Source organism: Actinoplanes sp. CA-142083 (assembly GCF_050942195.1).
Taxonomy (GTDB): domain Bacteria; phylum Actinomycetota; class Actinomycetes; order Mycobacteriales; family Micromonosporaceae; genus Actinoplanes.
Genome location: NZ_CP192076.1, coordinates 2,676,596 through 2,694,160, shown reverse-complemented (window position 1 = coordinate 2,694,160; position 17,565 = coordinate 2,676,596). Strand labels below are relative to the sequence as shown.

Sequence of the window (17,565 nt, the reverse complement as noted above, 5' to 3'; positions counted from 1 at the left end):
AACTCGGCCTCGGCCCGCAGTCGTCCGTCGACGGTTGTCCAGGCCCCGCACGGCCAGGTCCGCCGGGGTGGCGTCCCCAGCCGGAGCCCAGAGCCGCAGTTCTTCCCCGGTCATCGACTCTCCGACCGCAGGTGCAGCGTCCGGATCTCCCAAGGCCGCAGCGGCACCCGCCGCAAGTCAACCTTGGACCCCTCGATCGGCCGGCCGAGCAGGTCGGCATCAACCGCCGAAAGAGTACGGCCCACTGATCGAGGCAACAGTCGTGGACGATGTCATCGCCACCAGCCGCACCTCGACCCCGCCCTCAACCCGCCGCCCCACCGCACAGCATCACCCGCCACCCACCCGCCAGCCACATCCCCGCCGGACACCCGGCCCGCAGCCGCACCCCCGCCGGCCGCTGCGGTGCCGACCGCATCGGTGCCGGCCGCGGGCAGCAGCGTCAGGGCCGGCTCGCCGCCGTCGACCAGCTCGTATTCGGCCAGGCCGGACAGCAGCACCGTCGAGGAACGGCGCAGTGCGGCCGAGGGCACGTCGAGGCTGACCCGCTCGGCGTCGTCGAGCACACGCTCGGCATGCGCCATGGCGTCCTTGAAGCTGCGCCGGATCGAACCCGTCAACTCGCGATGCGGGCGCTCCACCAATTGTTGGGGCTGTTCATCGCGAACGACAGCTTCGGGCACTGGAAACTGCTTCCCGAGGGCGGCGGATTCCCGTACGAATAGGAATTTGATGGTGTCGCCGTCTGCCACGCGCCGTTGAGCTTGACCGAGATCGAGCTGGCGTCGAAGGACTTGCCGGCCATGCCGGCGCAGTAGTAGCCGGCGCCGGTGGACGGGTTGATCGTGCTGTAGATCTCGAACATGTCCCAGCCGAACCACGTCTCGCCCAGGTCGTAGCTGCCCGAGCTGGAATAGAACGTCTCGTACGCGTGGGTGCTGAAGTTGTACAGATACGACGTCCACGCGTTGGTCGACGCGTTCGTCTGGCTGACCTCGAAGCTGTACGCCGGCAGCCCGTTCACCGTCGTCGTGTAGGTCGCGAGGAACGAACTGCCGATGGACACCGCTTTGCCGACGCCGGCGTTCCCGCCGCACCAGTCCCACGCCCAGAGCAGCGGTCCGCTCGGCGTGTAAGCGGTCGTCATCTCGATGCACGCGCCGCCGGGGCTCAGCGAGGTCGGCGAGTAGATGTACTCGCCGCCGCGGGTGGTGGTGCCGGCGCCGGTCAGCACGCTGTGGGTGGCCCGTATCCCCTTGGCTTGCGGCTGGCTGAAGGCGGTGCCCCAGGCGGTGTGGAACTCCTGAGCGGCGACTCGCTGCCGCGTGAGGCTCTCGAATCGGGTGGCAGCGGCCCCCGCCACGCCGGTCGACCCCGCGACCGTGCCCCTGATCGGTGCACGAGCGCCGCGCACTTCGGGGTGATCGGCGGCGGGCCGGGCAAGTGTGGAAGGGAGAGGGGACGTGGGGGGAGCCGCGGCCGCGCCGGTGCCGGCGACGACCGCCGCGATGCCGACGGCGACGGTGAGCAGGCGAGTACGCATGCCCGGAGCCTAATATCGATGGACGTCACTGTCTACGGAAAGCGCTTACCTCAACGGTGAACATGCCGGCGACATGCTGCGGATCCACCTCGGCGAGGCTACGGTCCTCCGATGAAGGTTGTCGTCTGGGTCACGGAAGGGACGTGGCAGGCCGCCGTGGACGCCGTACGCGATCTGCCCTCGGCGGAGCTGACGCTGCTGCACGTGATCGATGTGAACACGGTGCAGGCGGTCGCCGGCGCCCGCGCCGGCCTGCTCGGGCGCGGCCTCAGCTACGACGTCGCCGGCGCCGCCGAGCAGGTCCTGACCGAGGGCCAGACCGCGCTGCTCGACGCCGCCGAGGCCCGGCTGGGCCGGCCGGCCCGCAAGGTCGCCCGCCAGGGCCGCATCGAGCGTGAGGTCATCGCGGCGTGCGCCGACGCCGGCCTGCTGGTGCTGGCCCGCGACGGCGACCACACCCGGCTCGGCCCGCACAGCATCGGCCACCACGCCCGCTTCGTCATCGACCACGCGCCCTGCCGGGTGCTGCTGATCTGGCCGGACGAGCCCCCGGACCTGTCGACGGTGCCACCGCCGCCGCCCCACAGATGATCACCAGTTGATGGACACGCAGGTCGCGCAGTAGTTGGGCAGGATGGTGAACGGCTTGCGCAGGAAGATGACCGGATCGGCGACCAGGCGGTCGTCGATCGCGAGCGGGGCGCTGGTGGCGGCGCCGTCGGCGGCGGTGTCGATCCGCACGCAGGCGACCCGCGTCTGCGTGTCGCGCATCAGGCAGAAGGCGAACGCCGGCACCGGGTAGTCCCGCGGCAGCGTCTCGGCGATCACGTCGGCCGACGCGTACGACTGGAGCTTGTTGCCGGTGACCGTCGGGACCGTGCCGTCGTTCAGGAACAGCGCGATCCCATAGTTGAAGCGCGCCTGGTACGGCTCGCACAGCTCGATGTGCGCGGGCACCATGTAGTGCCCGAGCGCGTCGACGGTGACCGGCCCGAACGAGCCCGTCGCGCAACTCGCCGGGGTCCAGACGGTGGTGGCCCGGGCCACGCCGGGCAGGCCCACCAGCAGGGCGGCGGTCACGGCCGCGATCCACGCCAGCGTTCTTCTCATCATGTCGGCCGGTTCTCCTCGGTGGGCTGCCAGGTCTCGGGCGGGACCGCGCCGGCGGCGCCGAGCGCCAGCGCGAGCTGGAATCGGTTGCGCACGCCCATGCGGTCCATCAGGGCGCGCAGCGTGTACGCGACCGTGCGCGGGCTCAGCCCGAGCTCGTCGGCCGCCGTCTGATCGGTGTGGCCGAGGGCGAGCAGACCGACCAGCGCGCTCTCCCGCGGCGACAGGTCGATCGGAATCACCTCCTGGCGATGGGGGTCGCGGCCCTGGGCCCAGAGCCGCTCGAACAGGGTGCACAGGGCCGCCACGAACGACTCGTCGGCGACCTCGACGTAGCCCCGCTCGAGGTCGAGCGGGTCGGCCGGGAACAGGGCGACCTTGCGGTCGAAGACCATCAGCTTCATCGGCGGCGTCGCCACGTACCGGACCGGGCCGAGCGGCACCGGCGGGCCGGAGGTGGCGGGCAGCGGCGGCCGGTCGCGGTCGATGACCCGCAGCCGTACGCCCCGGGCGGCCAGTCGCCGGTCGACCGGCTGCGCGGCCGACATCGACTCGGCGCTGATCACCGGTTCGTTGTTGATGGTCAGGTGCTCGTGGCGCTCCACGGCGGCCAGCTGCGCCACCCGTTTGCGGGTCGCGGCCCGGCTCGGCCACAGCCGGGCGTGCCGGTCCGGCGGCGCCACCCCGGCCAGCCCCTCGATGGTGGCGAAGTGCTGCCGCCACCGGTCCGCCTCCGGCGGCGGAGGTGGTTGCCGCCGCCGGAGGCGCCGCGCGACCTCGTCCGGGTCGCGCGCCGCCCACGTGCCCCCCGAGGCGGCGATGGCACCGGCGGCCGCGAGCTCGTCCAGCGCCGACTTCGTCCTGGCCTTCGCCAGGCCGAGCTCGCGGGCCAGCCGGTGCCCGTCGGCCGGGCCCAGCAGGGCCAGCGCCCGGAAGACCAGGTCGGCGTCGGCCGACAGGCCCCACCGGGTGAGCGCCGGGATCACCCCCGCATCCGCCGGCATACCCCACCCCCGCCAATGTGGCCGGTCGCCCCCGTGATGACCGGCCGCATCAGAACACCATCCATCAATGCCGAGCGGAACCCTCGCGGGGCAGATTGCGGAATCCTGCAACCGGCAGCACGGCCTCCACCGCCCAGCCGCCGCTCCCGTCCGGTCCGGCCGTCAACCGGCCGTCGTGCTGCTGGATCCGCTCCCGCAGGCCGGTGAGCCCGCGGCCGGTGCCCGGCAGACCGGGTGGCGCGGCGCCGGAAGGGTCGTTCTCCACCCGTACGATCAAATCGGTCTTGGAATCGCGAAGCAGGACCCGGACCGCGGATCCCGGGGCGTGGCGCAAGGCGTTGGTGAGACTCTCCTGGACCACCCGGAAGGCCAGGTGCGCGACCGGCGCCGCCACCGCCTCCCGCGAGCCCTCGAAGCGGCAGGACACGTCGAGACCGCTGCGCGCCGCGCGGGTGACCACCTCGTCGATCAGCGCCAGATCGGGACCGTCGACCTCGGCGCCGCCGAGCAGATCGACCAGCCGCCGCAGGTCCCCGCGCCCCTGCCGGGCCGACTCCGCGATCGCCGCGAACGCCTGCCGCGCGCCGTCCGGATCCCGCTCGACCAGCCGCTGCCCGGCCGCCGCCTGGATGATCATCACGCTGATCGCGTGGCCGATGATGTCGTGCAGCTCGGCCGCGATCCGGGCCCGCTCGTGCCGCAGCGCCAGGTCGGCGAAGAGCTCGCGCTCCTCCTCGAGCTCCCGGCCGCGCTCGGCGAGCTGCGCGGCGGTCTCCCGCCGCAGCCGCAGCACGGTCCCGGCGAGAAACCCGGGCACCCCAAAGATGATCAACGGGACCGGGTTGGAGTCGCCCACCAGCACGAAGAGGGCGACCAGGAAGACGGCGACTCCCAGCCCGGCCCAGCGGCTGCGGAAGCCGAGGGCCGCCACGGTGGACAGCAGCGCCAGGATCACGAACGCGGTGTCCGGGAACCAGCCGTAATCGGCCAATGCGGCACCGGCGAGCCAGAGGGCGGCGCCGGTCAGCGCGACCGCGCGAGGATGCGTGCGCCACCACAGCAGCGCGAGCCCGCTCGCCGCCAGCAGGACGGTCAGCACGCTCCACGACCCGTGCCACGCGGTCGGCAGCACGACCACGAGCAGCACCAGCGGGATCGCGAGCCAGCGCACGGTCTCACCCCAGCACGGGCAGCTGCGCCAGGACGCGGGCCGAGCCCCGGGCGAGCTTCACGTCGACCGAGCCGGCGTGCAGCTTCGCCCTTTCCCGTACGCGTGCGACCGCCGCCCGCAGCACCGCGCCGCGCCCCACCGAGCCCTGCACGACGATCTCCAGAGCGTCGTCCTCGAACCGCACGGTCACCTGCACCGGCCGGTCGTCGAGGGCGTTCACCAGGTACTCCACGATCCGGTACGCGGAGAGCTCGACCGTCGCGGGCAGCGAGCGCGGGTCGCCGCTGACGGTCAGCTTCGACTGCCCCTCGCGACGGCGGGCCAGCAGGGCGTCGAGGTGCGCGACCGTCGGCGCCGGATCCAGATCGACCTCGCCGCCGCGGAGCAGCCCGACGATCTCCCGCATGTCGTCCATGGTCTGCCGGCCGCCGGTCTCGATCGACTCGAGCAGCGCCCGGGCCTGCGCCGGAGCGAGCCCGTCCGCCGACTCGGCCGCCCTGGTCAGCTCGTCGAGCCGCTCCTGCAGCAGGCCGTCGAGCTGCCGCGACAGCCGCGCCCGGTCGTCGGCCACCATCAGCGCCGCCCGGTCGTCGCGCAACTGCCGCAGCTCCTCGTCGCGGGCCCGGAGCTGCCGGTTCAGCAGCGTGCGATGCCGCGCGGCCCGCCCCACGCCGAAGACGATCAGCACCACCGGCAGGGCCAGGATCATCGCCTCGGGCCCCGCCGAGGCGTCCACGATCAGCACCGCCACCGTGAGCAGGGCGGAGATCCCACAACAAATCCACGCTTTCGTACGCCCATAGGACAGCGCCCCGAGGAACGCCAGCACGAACGCCAGCGGCAGCCCCGCCCCGCATCGCGTCACCCAGCCGAACAGCAGATCGTGCAGCACCATCGCGCCGAGAGCGACCGAGGTGGCGGCCAGGACGCTCCGCCGCCACCACAGCACCGGCACGAAGGCCGCCACGAAGACCGGCAGCTGCCAGGCCGAGTGGGTGTCGATCGGGTGGGCCATCGCCGGGTCGTCGCCGGTGGCGGTGACGTTCATCAGAGCCAGCACGGCGCCCAGGGCCGTGAGGGCGCCCGCGAGGAGCCAGTCGCGACCCTTGATGGCCTCACTCATGATCGCGCTCCTTCACACGGTCGCGCGGACGGCCTCTGGCTGCTGCTTCTTGCTGACCCGATTCTGGACCAGCAGCCCGGCGCCGTAGAAGAGGGCGGCGCCCGGAAGAGCGATCGGCAGCGCGCCGGCGAGGTCGGCCGAGGAGTCCCGCAGCAGGATGACCACCAGCAGGACCACCACGCCGGCCAGGCCGATCAGATGGTCGCGCCGGCCGCGGGCGAAGCGGGCGATCGCGTACGACAGCGCGAAAGCCAGCGGCAGCACCACGCCGCAGCGGGTGAGCCAGCCGAAGGCGAGCACATGCCCGGCGGCGGCCGCCGCGGTGACCCAGGTAACCACGGCCGCGTTCTGGCGTCGCCACAGGATCGGGATCGTGACCAGCAGGAAGGCCGGCACGATCAGCCACGAGGTGGTGTCGACCGGGTGGATCAGCGAGGAGTCGTCGCCGGCGACGATGTTCTCCACCATGAGGAACACGCCGCCTGCGGACATGAGAGCCGCGAGCACGTAGTCGAGAGGACGGATCTGCTTCATTGTCTTCCCCCTGTTCGTTTCGGTGCCCTCGACGCTAGGGATCGACGGTCGTGGCCCTCGTCTTCCGCGAGGACGATTTCGGCGCGCCGCATCCTCCTCAGGGATGACCCGGCGACGACGCCGCGGACGGCAGAATCACCGGCGTGATCAGGGTGCTCATCGCCGACGACCAGACGCTCGTGCGCACCGGCTTCCGGGTGATCCTGGAGGCCGAGGACGGCATCGAGGTGGTGGCCGAGGCGGACACCGGCGCCGAGGCGATCCGGCAGGCCCGGCTGGCCTCGCCGGACGTGGTGCTGATGGACATCCGGATGCCCGGGCTCGACGGGCTCGCCGCCACCGAGGAGATCCTCCGGCAGCCCGATCCGCCCACGGTCGTGGTGCTGACGACCTTCGACCAGAACGAGTACGTCTACCGCGCGCTCCGCGCCGGGGCGGCTGGTTTCCTGCTCAAGGACGCGCCGTCCAGCCGGCTGATCGCGGCGGTGCGGGCGGCGGCCACCGGCGACTCGCTGATCGAGCCGTCGATCACCCGGCGCTTGGTCGAGCGGTTCGCGACGCCTGTTCCCGTTTCACCTCCGGCCGAGTTCGATCTTTTGACGGACCGGGAGCGGGACGTGCTGCGGCTCATGGCGCGCGGCCTGTCCAACGCCGAGATCGCGGCCGAGCTGGTGGTGGCCGAGACGACGGTGAAGACGCACGTCGCGCGGATCCTCACCAAGCTGGGCCTGCGCGACCGGGTGCAGGTGGTCGTCCTCGCCTACCGGACCGGATTCGCCCCCTCATAGTGCCTCCAGGGAACTGTCAGCCCACTTCAAGAAAGCGGCAGTACAAGGGAGTGGTGACCATTCCCGAACAGTTCACCTATCAGCCCGCCCCGGGTGGGTGGCCACCGCCGGGGCAGTGGCAGCAGTATCCGCATCCGCCGCAGCCTCCGCAGCGGCACCGGGGTCGTCTGGTCGCCGCGATCGGCGGCGGCGTCGCCCTGCTCGCGATGGTCGGGGCGGCCGGCTTCGCGGCGGGCTGGGCGCTGCACCCGGTCGCCTCGCCGGCCAGCAACTCGTCGCCGGTCCTGCCCTACTCCCCTCCCTTGGGGAGCGGTGGGTCTCAGGGGTCTCCGGGCGGCGGCTCTCCTTTTGGAGGCGGCTCGCAGGGCAGCACCTCCTCCGACGGTCCCTCCGACAGTCAGATCTCCGCCGTCGCGGCCAAGGTCGACCCCGCGCTGGTCGACATCGACACGGTCCTCGGCGCCCAGAACGCGGCGGCCGCCGGTACCGGCATCGTGATCGGCTCGGACGGCGTCGTGCTGACCAACAACCACGTCGTCGCGGGCGCCACCAGCATCACCGTCACCGACATCGGCAACCACCAGGCCTACCGGGCCGCCGTGGTCGGCTACGACCGCTCCGGCGACATCGCCGTGCTGAAGCTCTCGAACGCCTCCGGCCTGGCCACCGCCACGCTCTCGTCGGCCACGGTCAAGGCCGGCCAGCAGGTCGTCGCCATCGGCAACGCCGGCGGCACCGGCGGCACCCCCAGCGCGGTCGGCGGCGTGATCACCGCGCTCAACCAGTCGATCACCGCCGAGGACGAGTCGAGCGGCTCCTCCGAGAAGCTCACCGGCCTCATCCAGGTCGACGCCGACATCCAGGCCGGCGACTCGGGCGGCCCGCTGCTGACCACCTCCGGCGAGGTGATCGGGGTCGACACCGCCGCGTCGTCCGGCTTCCAGTACCAGGCCAGCGGCGGCCAGGGCTTCGCGATCCCGATCGCCGCCGCGACGACCATCGCCGACCAGATCCGCGCCGGTAAGGCGTCCGACGTGATCCACATCGGCGCCACCGCGTACCTCGGCATCCAGACCGCCGGCAGCAACAACCGCGGCTTCACCGGCTCGAGTGGCCCGGTCGTCCTCGGCGTCGTCGAGGGCTCGCCCGCCGAGTCGGCCGGCCTGACCCGCGGCGACGTGATCACCTCGGTGGCCGGGACCACGGTCGATGATGCGACGGCGCTGACTTCGGTGCTCGACCGCTACCACCCCGGCGACAAGGTCAAGATCGGCTGGACCGACTTGAACGGCCAGTCCCACTCCGCCTCGGTCAAGCTCGCCTCCGGCCCGGTCGGCTGAGCCTGTGGACAGCGGCCAGAAAGTGTCATACTGCCGTGCTTTCCTGGCCCCTCCCTACCGGGGTGGGGGTGGGCCGGGGACGCCCACCGTGATCAACAACTTCCGTTGATCACGGTGATCGGCGTTCGCTACGCCGTCCCGCTATCTGGGTGGCCGCTCTCAGTTCGTGGGAAGCAGGCCCCACATGCCGACATCGTGTCTCAGCAGCTGAGCGTGCCGCTCATTGCGTGGGACTCCTGCGCCACGCCAGCCAGGAATGTCCCCTTATATCGGGCGGTGACGGAGGACACGCGGCCAAGGTTGGTGAGTTCCTGTCCGCATTGAACGGGGACTCATCAAGATCCCGCCGGGTCGAGCGCCGGCTGTGGATAGCGGCCGGAAAATGTCGGTGCCGAGTGCTTCACTCGTCCCCACCCAAACAGGGTGGGGGACGGTTTGTGGCAAAAAAGATAGCGCCACTTTGCGACAGACAACCTCGCACGCAACGGCCCCACCCCTGTCCCCCGCGCGAGCTACAACCAGGTGTCCACCGCGCGGTGATTATTTGAGCTCGCCAAATCCATAGCGTTCGACGTGTCCGCAGCACCCCGCCGCGGGATCTCCCAAGGAGTCGTCATGCGCCTGGTAAAGCAGCTCATCGTAGTCGCGATCGTCGCCCTCGCCGGCGGCCAAGCCGTAGCCGCCGCCAACTGGAACACCCCGCTCACCCTCATCCTCGGCCTGGGCACGGCGGTGCTCGCGCTTCTCGCGTACCGATGGGTCGTCGGCCGGACCGAGAAGCGCCCGGTGACCGAGTTGGCCCGCAAGGGCGCCGCCGGCGCCCTGGGCCGGGGCGCGCTGCTCGGGATCGGGATGTTCGCCGCGGTGATCGCCAACATCGCGTTCCTGGGCGGCTACGAAGTGGTCGGCTGGGGCTCGGCGGCCGGCGCGATCGCACTGTTCGGCTTCTCGGCGGCCGCGGCCGTGACCGAGGAGCTGCTCTTCCGGGGCATCCTCTTCCGGATCACCGAGGGGCGCTTCGGCACCTGGATCGCCCTCGTCTTCACGTCGCTCCTGTTCGGAACCTCGCATCTGTTCAACGCCCACGCCACCTTGTGGGGCGCGATCGCCATCGCCATCGAGGCGGGCGGCATGCTGGGCGCCGCCTACGCCGCGACCCGCAGCCTGTGGCTCCCGATCGGCCTGCACTTCGGCTGGAACTTCGCCGAGGGCGCGATCTTCGGCACCCAGGTCTCCGGCAGCAACACGCCGCAGGGGCTGCTGGACAGCGCGATGTCCGGGCCGACCCTGCTCAGCGGCGGCGACTTCGGCCCCGAGGCGAGCATCTACACCGTGCTGGCCGGCACGATCGCGACGATCGTCTTCATGTGGCTGGCCCGCCGCCGCGGCCACATCGTCCCCCGCCGTCGCGCCGGCGAGGTCGCGGCCGCTACGGTCGTCCGGTGATCGACCTCCGGCGCATCCCGGACCTGTGGCGTCGCCTCGACGTCACGGTCCGGGATCTCCCGTTGGGGCTGGCGCTGGTCATCGGGTCGGTGACGCCGGGGCTGCGCGGCAAGGGCACGCAGCTCGGCGACCTGCCGGACCGGCCGTGGGACGCGCTGACCGCCCTGGTGATCGCCCTCGAGTGCCTGCCGCTGGCCGTGCGCCGCCGCTGGCCCCTGCTCTGCCTCACGCTCGTCTCGGCCGGTTTCGCCCTCGACCAGCTGCGGGGGTACCACACGGCGGCCGGCGCGGCGCTGCCGATCGCGCTGATGAGCACGGCGGCCCACCTCGAGCGGTTCCGGCGCACCACGATGGTCGTCGCCTCGCTCGCCTACGTGCCGCTGGCCGTGGCGCTCGACCGCAAGGGATCGTCCGAGGGGCTGGCCGGGTTCGTCACGTTCTACCTGATCCTGGCGATCGCGTGGGGCATCGGGGCGTGGCTGCGCACCACCCGCGCCGCCGAGGACGAGCGCCGCCGCCACGTCGCCGAGGCCACGCGTACGGCCGAGCGCACGCGCATCGCCCGGGAGCTGCACGACGTGGTGACCCACCACGTGACGGCGATGGTGGTGCAGGCTGAGGCGGCGCGCTACCTGACCGCCGCGCCGGAGCGCCTCGACGAGACGCTGACCGCCGTCACCGACACCGGCCGGCGGGCCATCGCGGATCTGCGGCACCTGCTCGATTTGCTCAAGCCCGAGCACGACGCCGAGCCGCGGACCCCGTCGGTCGGCGAGCTGAGCGAGCTGGTGGAGCAGACCCGGCGGGCCGGGCAGCCGGTGCGGCTCACCGAGGAGGGCAGTTCCCGCCCGGCGGCCGGCAGCGCCGAGGTTGCCGCCTACCGGGTGGTGCAGGAGGCTCTCACCAACGCTCTGAAGTACGCCCACGGCAGCAACACGGAGGTGCGGGTGCGGCACGGCGCCAGGGAGATCCAGGTCGAGGTCAGCAACGACGGCTCGGGATCGGACGCGGCGTCGCCGGGCGGGAGCGGGCGCGGGCTGGCCGGCCTGCGCGAGCGGATCGACCTGCTCGGCGGCGAGTTCAGCGCCGCGGAACGGCCCGGTGGCGGCTTCGTGGTCCGGGCGACGATCCCGGCCGGGAGCGCCGCGTGATCAGGGTCCTGGTCGCCGACGACCAGGCGCTGATCCGCACCGGCTTCGCGACGATCATCGACGCGCAGCCGGATCTCGAGGTGGTCGGCGAGTGCGGCGACGGCCGGGCGGCGGTCGATCTGGCGGTCCGGCTGCGGCCGGACGTCGTGGTGATGGACGTACGGATGCCGGTGCTCGACGGCATCGAGGCGACCCGCCTCCTGGCCGGCTCGGGGGTGGCCGAGCCGGTCAAGGTTCTGGTGGTGACGACCTTCAACCTCGACGAGTACGTCTACGAGGCGCTGCGCGCCGGCGCCAGCGGTTTCCTGCTCAAGGACGCCCCTCCCCCGCAGCTGCTGCAGGGCATCCGCACCGTCGCCTCCGGCGCGGCCCTGCTGGCGCCCGAGGTGACCCGCCAGCTGGTCGGCCGGTACGCGGCCCGGATCCGCCCGACCGGCGGCACGCCCGACGACATCCCGCTGACCCCGCGCGAGCTGGAGGTCCTGCGCCTGATCGCCGACGGCCGCTCCAACGGCGAGATCGCGGCGACCCTGGTGATCAGCCACGAGACCGTCAAGACGTACGTGTCGAGGATCCTCACCAAGCTGGACCTGCGCGACCGCGTCCAGGCCGTCGTCTACGCCTACCGCCGCGGCCTGGTGACTTAGCCCGAGCTGCCCGACGGCGTCCGAGCCGGCGTTTACCTCTGCCGGCGCGGCCTGCTTACATGGGGCATGACCCAGCGACCGGTCTGGCTTCGCCGAGAGCCCGCGTACCGCGCCTACATCCGCGGCCTGCGGTACACGCTCCTCGCCGGGCTGTCGATGCTCGTCGTGGGCTTGCTCGGGGTGACGCGGCTGATCCCGCCGGCTCTCACGCGCGGTCTCATGATCGCCTGCTTCCTGGTGGTCTGCCTCTCGACGCTGATCGGCGGCGTCGGCTGGCTGCTTGTGCCCGACAAGCGGAGGGCGAACCTCCATCAGTTCGCGTTCCTCGCCATGGTCGGGCACGACGTCTTCAAGGGCATGCCTCGCGACAAGCAGCCGCAGAACGGCGTGGTCGTGCGCTAGGCGGGTCAGGGGGCGAGGCAGACGCGGTCGCGGCCGGTCTGTTTGGCCTCGTAGAGCGCGCGGTCGGCGCGGGCCAGCAGCTGCCGCAGGTCCTGGTCGCTGCCGTCGGGGCAGGCCAGGCCGACGCTGATGGTGACCGGCAGCGTGCCGGCCTCGGTCGGCACCGAGTGGCCCGAGACCGCCAGGTGCAGCCGGCCGGCCAGGTCGGCGGCGGGCATCGCGGACTGCGGGGTGACCACGGCGAACTCCTCGCCGCCGTACCGGCCCAGGACGTCGCCGGCGCCGATGGTGTCGCGCAGGCGCTGGGCCACGACCCGGATCACCTCGTCGCCGACCGGATGGCCGTACGTGTCGTTGATCCTCTTGAAGTGGTCGATGTCCACCATGATCGCCGCGATCTTCCGCGGCGCGGTGTCGAGCAGCCGGCCCGCCTCGCCGAAGAAGTGGTTGCGGTTGTAGAGGCCGGTCAGGCCGTCCCGGGTGGCCATCCGGCGCACCTGGCTGAACAGCCGGGCGTTCTCGTACGCGGTCATGCCCTGCCCGGCGATGGCCGCGGCGATCTGGATCTGCGCCTCGGTCATCACGCCCTCGCCGGTCGCGCCGACCAGCAGGATCCCGTACGGCTCGCCGCGCTGGGCCACCTGGACCGCCCACCAGATACGCGGGACGCCGAGCAGCCCGCCGAACGGCGGACGGTCGCCCGGGAACACCGAGCGCACCCGCGGCGCGGTCAGCTCCAGCAGGTCGGGTGGCGGGACGGGCAGCCGGGAGCCGACCGCCGCGGCCGGGCCGTGCGAGGCGGCGACCACGAGCCCGTCGGGGCCGGGCCCGGTGAGCAGCACCGCCGTGTCGCCGCCCAGCGTCCGGGTGAGGCTGGTCAGCAGGCGGCGCATCACCTCGTCGGGGTCGAGTGACGAGCTGTGGTCGGCCATCGCCGCGTTCAGGGTCTCGGCCACGTTGCGCTGCCGGCGCGCGGCCTGCACCTCGACCTCGAGCTGGGCTGCCCGGGCGGTTTCGAGCGACACCGCGACGTGGTTGGTGATGGCCTTGAGGATGTCGACGTCGGCGCTGGTGAACACGCCCTTGGCGATCCGGCTGTCCAGATAGACCACGCCGCGCAGGATGCCGTTGAACTTCAGCGGCGCGATCATGATGCTGCGCAGGCCGTGGACCTGCACGCTGTGCGAGCCGAGGGCCACGCCCTCCTCGCTGCCGGTCACCACCAGCGGCTCGCCGGTGTGCCGGACCCGGTCGACCAGCGTCGTGCTGTACCCGGTCAGCTCGTGGATCTCGTTGCCCCGGGCGTCCCGGCCGACGTGCGGGACCAGCTCGTCGCGGTCGCGGTCGAGCAGGAACAGGTACGCCCGCTCGGCGCCCAGGATGCGCAGGGTCTCGTCGAGCGCGACGCGGGACAGCGACGCCGGATCCAGCACCGTCGCCGACGCGAGGCTGACCTGCTGAAGGGCCTCCAGCCGCCGCTGGTAGCGGCCCGGGTCGCTGCCGGGGGTGCGGGGCCCGGCGCGGCCGGCGCTGCTGACGGTGACCGACCCGGGCTGCGTCGAGGCGTGGGCGCTGACCCGGAACTCGTCGGAGACCCACTGGGACCGCTGCGGCCAGTGCTGCTCGATGGCGATCATCTGGGCGAGTTTGGCCTGCTGCACGGCCGAGGCCCGCTGGTCGAGGGCGGTGAGCGCGCGGGCGCGGACCCGGGCCGTCTCGTACGCGATGAGCGGCGCGTCCAGCGGCACCAGCGTCACCTCCACGCCGCCGAGGGTGCGCAGCGCGTCCTCGGGCCGGCCGTCGAGCACTTCGAGGTCGGCGCGGGTCACCAGATGGAAGGCGCGCAGCGGCTTGGTGTCGGCCATCGTCGCCAGCGCGGCCACGGCGGCCTGTGCGGGAGCACGATCAGCCCCGTCGGCGCGGCACTTGGCGAGGCGGCCCAGCGCCTCCCACACGTAGTAGACCCGCTGCTCGGGGACCATCGCCTTCGGCTTCAGCCCGAGCGTCGCGAACTCGGCGGTGAGCCGCTCGAACGGCTCACCCAGCTGACCCTGCTCGACCAGGGCGACCATCTGGGCGCCGTACAGATTGATCAATTGCATGGGATTGTCGGGGTTGGCCCGCAGGAAGCGCCGCATCTCCTCGATCCGGGCGCCGGCCTCCTCGGGCCGTCCCCGCAGCGCGGCGAGCACGGCGGCCACGGCCCCGATCGCCGCGCCCTCCGCCTCCGCGCCCGGGCCCAGGCGCGCCCGGCCACGCTTGTACCAGGCCTCGGCCTCGGCGGTGCACCCGCGCTTGAAGAACTTCATGCTCATCGTGGACACACCGGTGAGGTAGTCGCCCAGCTCGAGCCATCGCTCGTGCTCGATCAGCGCTCCGCTCCACACCTGACTCTCGTCGTCGCGGCCGCTCAGATAGCCGCCGGCGCCGCGCTTCCACTCCACGAACCCGACCAGCTCGGGGTCGCCGACCTGGGCCGCGACCTCGGCGGCCCGGTCGTAGAGGCCGGTCGCGAGCTTGCGCCGGCCGGCCACGTCGGCGATCACGCCGAGGCCGGCCATGTGCTGGGCGTACTCCCGGCCCGGACCGAGCCGGTTGATCGGGTGCAGGGCGCGCAGGCTCAGCACCGCGCGCATGATCCGGCGCATCCGCATCGACAGCGCGAGCGTCGCGATGTCGCAGAGCACCGCCTGCAGCCGGTAGCGCTCCCGGGCGCGCCCGCTCGCGTTGCCGAAACCCAGCTTGGTGCGGCCGATGAACAGGCCGACCAGCACCGACCAGAGCGTGGTCAGGGTGAGGCCGACGCGGCCGCGGGGCAGCGGCGAGCCCAACTCGGCGAGACCGCGGCGGCATGCTTCGAAGGCGCGGTCGGGGTTCCACGCGCTGTTGTGGACCATCGCCTCCTGGGCGAGGATCTCGGCCCGGCCGAGCCGGTCGGGCTCGCCGCGCAGCGCCTGGTCGAGGTGCTGGTGTGCCTCGCCGAACCGGCCGGCGCGGGCGCAGCTGGTGCCGAGCGTGAGGAAGAAGTCGGGTGGCGGGGTGACCCGCGCGCCGGCGGCCGCCCGCGCCGCGACCTCCAGGAACTCGCGGGCCTCGGCGGGAGCATGCTCGGCCAGGGCCAGCTTGCCGGCCGCGAAGCCGCTGAAGTAGACCCGCTGCGGCCGGCGGCCGGTCTCGCCGAGCGCATAGTGCCGGGCGACGGCGTAGACGTAGCGGGGGTCGCCGGGCGCGGCGGCGTCCAGGACCTCGGCGATGCGCTGGTGCAACCCGCGGAGCGCGGCGTCGTCGAGGCCGACCAGCAGCGCCTCACGGATCCGGTCGTGCAGGAAGCGATAGCCGTCGGTGCCGGCGGCCGCCACCAGCCGCCGGGACTCCGCCTCGGCGAGCAGGGACCGGGCCCGGCGCGGGTCGATGTCGCAGACCGCCGCGGCCAGCTCGGCCGGGAACCACCGGCCCGCCGCCGCGCCGGCCGCCAGCAGCCGGTGGCTGTCGCCGCCGAGGCCGTCGATGCGCTGCAGCACCAGGTCGACCGCGTCGCCGGAGAGCTCGAGGCGGTCCAGGCTCGCCAGGTCGAGCCGCCAGCCGTTCCACGACGGGGCGACGAGCCCGGCGTCGAGGACGGCGCGGACGTACTCGCCGATGGTGAACGGGTTGCCGCCGGCCCGCGCGGCCAGCTCGGCGATGTGCTCGGTGGGCAGCCGGACGGCGCCCAGGTGCTCGGTGACCAGCTGCTCGACCGCGTCCTGCTCGAGCGGGCCCAGCGAGATCCGGGTGTCGAGGGCGGCCTCCATGTCGGTGCGGTACCGCTCGAGCGCGGTCTCGTTGCCGTCGTCGTCCCGGCTCGTCGCGATGACCAGCAGCGGGGTGACGGACAGCCGGCCGGTCAGCCGCTGCAGCACCCGCCGGGTCGGCTCGTCGAGCCACTGCACGTCGTCGATGTGCAGGACGGCCGACCCGAACTCCTCGGCCAGGCCGAACAGGAACGCCGCGACCGCGTTGACGAACTGCTCGTGACGGTTCTGCTCGCCCAGCTCGGGCGCCTGCACCAGGTCGGCGAGCAGCGGCGACAGCGTCCGCAGCAGCGGGCCGCCGCGACCGGCCGCCCGGCGCAGCTGCTCGACGGCACGTTCCCGCTCCGGCGAAGGGAGCCGGTCCACGCTGCGCAGGTGCCGCTCGACCGCGCCGCGCAGGGGCGCCAGCGGCACCGGGTCGTCGAGCACGCACTTGCCGTACAGGGTGAGGTCGCCGTCGGAGGCGACCGCGTTGGTCAGCTCGCGGACCAGCCGGGTCTTGCCGGCGCCGCCCTGGCCCTCGACGACCACGGCGCCCCCGCCGCCGTCGCGGGCCTTCAGCCAGCGGTGGGCCAGCGTGACCACCTCGTCGTCGCGGCCGACCAGGCGCTGCGGGCCGCTCGGCTGCACCCCGCGCTGGTCGGAGGCCACCGCGAACGTGGCGCGCGGTTGCTCGGCCAGCCGGCGCAGGTCGGCCAGCAGGCTCTCGCCGCTCTGGTAGCGGTCGTCGGGGTCCTTGGCCATCAGCGTCGCGACGATCGCGGCCATCGTGGCGGAGAGCTCGGGGCAGTGCGCCCGCGGGTCGGGGATCGGCGCGGTGGCGTGCAGCCGGATCAGCTCGCCGGCGTCCTTCGCGTAGTACGGCACCTGGCCGGTGACGGACTCGTAGAGCAGCACGCCCAGCGCGTACAGGTCGGAGCGGCCGTCGACCGGGCGCTTGAGCATGCCGGTCTGCTCGGGGGCGCTGTAGAGCAGGGTCCCGGCGACACCCTCGTGCGCGCCGCCCCGCGCGGCGAGTCCGAAGTCGATCAGCCGGCCGGTCCCGATCGGCTCGACGATCACATTGTCCGGTTTGACGTCACGATGGACCAGGCCGGCCCGGTGCGCCGCGGCGAGCGGCTCCACCACGTCGATGGCCAGCCGCACGGCGGTCTGCTCGTCGAGCCGGCCGCCGCGCAGGGTCTGCGACAGGGGGAAGCCGTCGATGTACTCGAGGATCAGATAGGGACCCGTCGAGGTCTGGCCGACCTCGAAGATCCGCGGGAGCAGGGGGTGGCCGACCGAGCCGAGCAGCGCAGCCTCGCGGCGCACGGTGGTCAGGGCCTGCGCGTCGGTGGAGGTCAGCATCTTCAGCGTGTACTCCGCGCCGAGGCGGCGCACGCGGTAGACGACCGTGTCGGCCCCGCGCCCGAGCTGCGAGATCACCTCGAGATCCGAGAGTGACCCCGGCGACGTGCCGAAGATCGCGGTCAAACGGGTCCTTCCATCCACGCGAGCTAATCGGAAGCTACGCCA

The 17,565-nt window shown here is 72.7% G+C and carries 15 protein-coding genes; 7 read left to right on the top strand and 8 right to left on the bottom strand.

Going from position 1 to position 17,565, the window contains the following annotated elements; all coding sequences use genetic code 11:
- Positions 1 to 272 precede the first annotated feature (272 nt).
- Together ACQPZX_RS12745 and ACQPZX_RS12740 are read right to left on the bottom strand one after the other, a co-directional pair.
- A complete protein-coding gene (locus tag ACQPZX_RS12745; RefSeq protein WP_433379027.1) occupies positions 273 to 620 on the bottom strand; it encodes a hypothetical protein in 348 nt (115 codons plus the stop codon).
- On the bottom strand, positions 617 to 1,543 hold the full coding sequence (locus tag ACQPZX_RS12740) for a hypothetical protein (protein ID WP_433379025.1): 927 nt from the start codon (positions 1,541 to 1,543) through the stop codon (positions 617 to 619). The genes ACQPZX_RS12745 and ACQPZX_RS12740 overlap by 4 nt, the downstream gene beginning before the upstream one ends.
- 111 nt (positions 1,544 to 1,654) lie before the next feature.
- On the opposite strand from ACQPZX_RS12740, the gene ACQPZX_RS12735 reads away from it, so the two are divergent.
- Positions 1,655 to 2,134, top strand: a complete 480-nt coding sequence (locus ACQPZX_RS12735; RefSeq protein WP_433379022.1) for a universal stress protein — start codon at positions 1,655 to 1,657, stop codon at positions 2,132 to 2,134.
- Here ACQPZX_RS12735 and ACQPZX_RS12730 read toward each other — a convergent pair whose 3' ends face one another.
- The 5 genes from ACQPZX_RS12730 to ACQPZX_RS12710 all read right to left on the bottom strand — a co-directional run bounded on the left by ACQPZX_RS12730 (position 2,135) and on the right by ACQPZX_RS12710 (position 6,485).
- The gene (locus ACQPZX_RS12730; RefSeq protein WP_433379019.1) at positions 2,135 to 2,656 is read right to left on the bottom strand and encodes a hypothetical protein; all 522 of its coding nucleotides are present in this window, start codon (positions 2,654 to 2,656) and stop codon (positions 2,135 to 2,137) included.
- Positions 2,653 to 3,657 carry a LuxR C-terminal-related transcriptional regulator gene (locus ACQPZX_RS12725; protein ID WP_433379016.1) on the bottom strand — a complete coding sequence of 335 codons (1,005 nt, stop codon included), beginning with the start codon at positions 3,655 to 3,657 and terminating at the stop codon, positions 2,653 to 2,655. The genes ACQPZX_RS12730 and ACQPZX_RS12725 overlap by 4 nt, the downstream gene beginning before the upstream one ends.
- 64 nt (positions 3,658 to 3,721) lie before the next feature.
- Positions 3,722 to 4,828, bottom strand: a complete 1,107-nt coding sequence (locus ACQPZX_RS12720; protein ID WP_433379013.1) for a sensor histidine kinase — start codon at positions 4,826 to 4,828, stop codon at positions 3,722 to 3,724.
- A gap of 4 nt (positions 4,829 to 4,832) precedes the next feature.
- The gene (locus ACQPZX_RS12715; RefSeq protein WP_433379010.1) at positions 4,833 to 5,951 is read right to left on the bottom strand and encodes a sensor histidine kinase; all 1,119 of its coding nucleotides are present in this window, start codon (positions 5,949 to 5,951) and stop codon (positions 4,833 to 4,835) included.
- A 12-nt stretch (positions 5,952 to 5,963) separates the two neighbouring features.
- Positions 5,964 to 6,485 (bottom strand): hypothetical protein, encoded by a 522-nt coding sequence (locus ACQPZX_RS12710; RefSeq protein ID WP_433379007.1) that lies wholly within the window; start codon positions 6,483 to 6,485, stop codon positions 5,964 to 5,966.
- 143 nt (positions 6,486 to 6,628) lie between these two features.
- Between ACQPZX_RS12710 and ACQPZX_RS12705 the strand changes: the two genes are divergently transcribed.
- The 6 genes from ACQPZX_RS12705 to ACQPZX_RS12680 all read left to right on the top strand — a co-directional run bounded on the left by ACQPZX_RS12705 (position 6,629) and on the right by ACQPZX_RS12680 (position 12,259).
- On the top strand, positions 6,629 to 7,273 hold the full coding sequence (locus ACQPZX_RS12705; RefSeq protein WP_433379004.1) for a response regulator: 645 nt from the start codon (positions 6,629 to 6,631) through the stop codon (positions 7,271 to 7,273).
- A 53-nt stretch (positions 7,274 to 7,326) separates the two neighbouring features.
- Positions 7,327 to 8,613 carry a S1C family serine protease gene (locus tag ACQPZX_RS12700; protein WP_433379001.1) on the top strand — a complete coding sequence of 429 codons (1,287 nt, stop codon included), beginning with the start codon at positions 7,327 to 7,329 and terminating at the stop codon, positions 8,611 to 8,613.
- Between the two features lie 615 nt (positions 8,614 to 9,228).
- Positions 9,229 to 10,059: a lysostaphin resistance A-like protein gene (locus ACQPZX_RS12695; protein WP_433378998.1), complete on the top strand. Its 831-nt coding sequence runs from the start codon at positions 9,229 to 9,231 to the stop codon at positions 10,057 to 10,059.
- On the top strand, positions 10,056 to 11,210 hold the full coding sequence (locus ACQPZX_RS12690; RefSeq protein ID WP_433378995.1) for a sensor histidine kinase: 1,155 nt from the start codon (positions 10,056 to 10,058) through the stop codon (positions 11,208 to 11,210). The genes ACQPZX_RS12695 and ACQPZX_RS12690 overlap by 4 nt, the downstream gene beginning before the upstream one ends.
- Complete coding sequence (locus tag ACQPZX_RS12685; RefSeq protein ID WP_433378992.1) at positions 11,207 to 11,857, top strand: response regulator; 651 nt, start codon at positions 11,207 to 11,209, stop codon at positions 11,855 to 11,857. The genes ACQPZX_RS12690 and ACQPZX_RS12685 overlap by 4 nt, the downstream gene beginning before the upstream one ends.
- Positions 11,858 to 11,923: 66 nt before the next feature.
- Positions 11,924 to 12,259, top strand: coding sequence for a hypothetical protein (locus ACQPZX_RS12680; RefSeq protein ID WP_433378989.1), 336 nt, complete (start codon positions 11,924 to 11,926; stop codon positions 12,257 to 12,259).
- 5 nt (positions 12,260 to 12,264) lie between these two features.
- Here the strand turns inward: ACQPZX_RS12680 and ACQPZX_RS12675 are convergent, their stop codons facing one another.
- Complete coding sequence (locus tag ACQPZX_RS12675; protein WP_433378986.1) at positions 12,265 to 17,523, bottom strand: diguanylate cyclase; 5,259 nt, start codon at positions 17,521 to 17,523, stop codon at positions 12,265 to 12,267.
- Positions 17,524 to 17,565 lie beyond the last annotated feature (42 nt).